We start from the raw sequence: 3,739 nt of genomic DNA on the forward strand, positions 1-3,739 counted from the left end.
ACGTCCTCCGGCTTCCGGGAATTTGGTCGCATCCTTACCGGCCCGGTTTGCACACGACGCATCCGTGAAACTGCAAGGCAGCTCGGTATGGATATCGCTGTAAAAAGTTCTGTAGCCTCTTTGGAACCACGAAGAAAATTAACAATCCTCCATCCAGGATGGTGAACTGGCACTGCAGGCAAAACGGCAAAGCCGGTGCGGAATATATCAGAAAAGATCTCGCTGGAGAATTAGACTGAGATTTCATCCTTTTGATTCAAGCTGATATATTTTGAAATATCAACCTCGTCAAGTTGCTCCTCACTCATATATTTTTTTGCATACTCCCTGTAGATCCCTGAAGTCAGCAGCAAATCAAAAAGATCCGGACAAATATGGCCATCTCGTTTCATATAGCTCATGATCTTTATACACTCGCTGAGTGTTTTGGGTGTTTTATATGGCCTGTCTGAGGCAGTCAGAGCCTCAAAAATATCGGCCACAGCCATGATACGTTCCGGGACAGTCAGCTGCTCTCCGGTCAGACATCGTGGATAACCACTGCCGTCGAGTTTTTCATGGTGATTTCCCGCCCAGTCCGGAACCCTTCTGATTTCTTTCGGGAAAGGCAGACTGTTGAGCATGATGATAGTCTGCACAATATGATCATTTATTTTATAACGCTCTTCCGGGGTGAGCGTCCCTCTGACAATGGAAAGGTTGTAAAGCTCTCCCAGGTTATACCGGTCATACGGTACAGCCATCTTAAAATTCCAGGGATTATCCCCAAAACTTTTCTCATTGCTCAGACGCGGCACTTGATGCTCCGGCTTATCAGCAAGCAGAGTTTCCCTAACCGGAAATACAATATCGGTATCCATGTCCAGCCTGGCCTTTTCATCTCCTGAGATGCCGATCCTGTGATCAAAATTTCGTTCCCACTGTTGTCGACCTATCTGCTGCAGACGTTCTATCTTTTCAGGCGCCATGAATTCGCCACCTTCATTGCATCTGGCGAGAAAGGCGAAGTCCTCCTTGAGCTGCCTCTGTTTTTCTTCCCTTTCTTTATAGAGAAATTCTCTGCGATCAGGAGTTTCTGCAATTCCTTTATAATAAATAATATCCGCATCCCGCCACAACACCTCAAACCGCGTTCGAATTTCATGGATGCGATTATAATTCGTTTCCAGTTTAGTCGCTTTATCCACAACATATTCAGGAGTTGTAACCTTACCGCAATCATGAAGCCAGGAAGCAATAAACAGCTCATAACGCTCCTCTTCCGATAACTGAAACGATTCAAACGGTGCCTTTTCAGAGGTAGATGCTGCATCAGCAAGCATTCCCGCGATAACCGGTACCCGCTGACAATGCCCTCCGGTATAAGGGGATTTTGTGTCAATTGCTCCGGCGATCAGGCGGACAAAGGAGTCAAAAAGATTCTTTTGTGCCCTGATCAATCTGTTGTTATCAAGAGCCAGAGCTGCGTTGGAAGAAAGAGCCTTGACATAGGCTGTTTTGTGTTCGGAAAACGGAACAATTTCATTGCCGCCGCTGTCCCGTGCATTCACCAGGTGAAGCAGGCCGATGACTTCATCCTGCCGATTGAGCAATGGAATGACAAGCAAAGACCTGCAGATATAATCGTCCTTTTCATGAAATTGTTGTATTGCTGTATAGATACCGTTATCCGCACCCGATATATCATCAATTGCTTTAGTTTCCCTGTCATGTATCACAGTTATTTCTATATTGTTTCCTCCTGCCCCCCTATCAGCAAGCAACAAAGGATCATGGGGAATTTCTGTCTTACCAGTTCCCCCAAGATGCACGCCTGTTCTGGAATTGTTAATAAGGACATATGAAAAACTTTTGCCATCATCACTGACAAGCCCGATTCCTCCGCCATCAGCACTGCTCACTGACCGGGCTTCATGCAGAATCATTTCCAGTACACGTTCCATTTTCTTCTCGGCTGATAAGGCACGGGCAATTTCCACAAAGCGATTTATTGCTGACTGCATAACCGTCATAGTATCACTGAGGTCTGCCACTTCCCTGATTTTCGATTCAATGGTAAACGGAGAGGATAGTTGAAAGTCACGGACACTTTCCGCCTGTATCGCCAGGTCATGAAGAGAGCATGCAATACGACGTGACAGGTAAACACCAACACCGAGGGCAACTATCACTCCAACGAGAACGATCAGAACATTCAGTTGCCTGGTTTTTCGGGCATCAACCATTAATTCTTCAAGAGGAGCAGCAATGGTAAGATAGACCCCCTTTCTCTTGTTTCCCAACAATTCCCTGGCCAGGCAAAACCATGTTCGTCCTTTGATCTGCAGGAGCGTTCCCGTACTGATACCATGGGCTATGAGTTTTTCCTGTATCATGCCGGCAACACTGCTGTGAAGATCAGTGACATTTAGCTCAACCTTGCTGTCGTCCGCGGTCACCTCTGCCAGCCGGGCAAGATCATCCTTATCAGCACTGAGAAGAAACCTGCCATTCTCTTCCATAATGACAATTTGCGTGGAAGGTGTGAGCTTCTGGTTCTGCAGAAGTTGAGAGATCGAAGAGAGAACAGTGTCCGCCCCAACGACACCGTTACCCTCCTCGAGGGAGTGAGCCAGAGTGATGCCCAGCTGCCGTGATGTAAAAAAGGTATATGGTCTGGTAATTACGACATTATCTGAAGACGATGCCTCCCCATACCAGGTTGTTTTCCTGGGATCGTAAATGTTAACGGACTCAGACCGTGTTGTTATCAATTTAAGATTCTTATTGAAAAACTGCAATTGAACCCGGGAAGATTCCGGCCTTTCAGTTCCGATGATTTTTACTGCATAAGCAGCCTGGTCGGGAGCTGAAAATGCTTTTCTGGTTTGCGGATTATTACGGATTGACTCAACCATGTAGAAAGACCCATTATCCCTGCCCACATAGATCGCCGTCATCCAGGGAATAGTCTGAAAAGACCGATGAAAATAAGGCAGAAAACTTGAAATATCCTTAACCTCATCAACCCCGAAACTTCCTAATGCCGAAGATGTGGTCACAAAGCTTTCCACTGTTTGAATCATTGCCAGAAGCTTATCTTCTATCTGCCCGGCACTGGCTGCAAAAAAAATCTTTGTGGTGTTTAGAGCCGTCTTTTTCTGGTTTTGGAAGCTGTAATACGTAACGCAGATGCCCAGAACTACAAGCAGAATGCTGAACAATGTCCCAATTGTCAAAGCAAGGCTGAACCTGACTTTTTTTTCCGGTATGTTCTGTCGAGTGGAGATCGGCATAAATACAGCCTCAGTTCAATTTTTCAACGACCATATCCGGCAGTCAAATCTGCTTTGCCAAGAGAATTCGTATTGATCATAAATCCGATCAACGCTGCACTTGAATCAGGTAAAACATCTATTTTCTCAATACTAAGGGCATAAACTGTAAATAAATACCGGTGGGCCTTATCTCCCTTTGGTGGACATGCACCCCCAAACGCATGAGTACCGAAATCGTTACGGCCCTGAACAGTACCGACCGGTAACAGCCTGCCTGTTGGCTCACCAGCCCCGGCGACCAGTTCAAAAACATCGGCAGGTATATTATAAACAATCCAATGCCACCAGCCGGAACCCGTAGGTGCATCAGGATCATATACGGTAACCGCAAAACTTTTTGTTCCTTTCGGATTTCCAGACCATTTCAGTGCAGGTGATTGATTTTCCCCTGAGCAGCCGAAACCATTAAAAACCTGATCCTC

2 protein-coding genes are annotated in these 3,739 nt (G+C 46.1%); both read right to left on the bottom strand.

Annotated elements, in window-relative coordinates:
* Positions 1-230: 230 nt before the first annotated feature.
* Positions 231-3,275 carry an HD domain-containing phosphohydrolase gene (locus tag ACXLDX_RS05770; protein WP_457576246.1) on the bottom strand — a complete coding sequence of 1,015 codons (3,045 nt, stop codon included), beginning with the start codon at positions 3,273-3,275 and terminating at the stop codon, positions 231-233.
* 23 nt (positions 3,276-3,298) lie between these two features.
* Positions 3,299-3,739: YbhB/YbcL family Raf kinase inhibitor-like protein (locus ACXLDX_RS05775; RefSeq protein ID WP_457576247.1), on the bottom strand; the 441-nt coding region annotated here is incomplete at its 5' end.

The organism is Desulfomarina sp. (assembly GCF_054039375.1).

Bases quoted from the DNA above. Each gene is read 5' to 3' on its own strand.
- ACXLDX_RS05770 (WP_457576246.1), bottom strand. From the start codon at position 3,275: ATGCCGATCTCCACTCGACAGAACATACCGGAAAAAAAAGTCAGGTTC.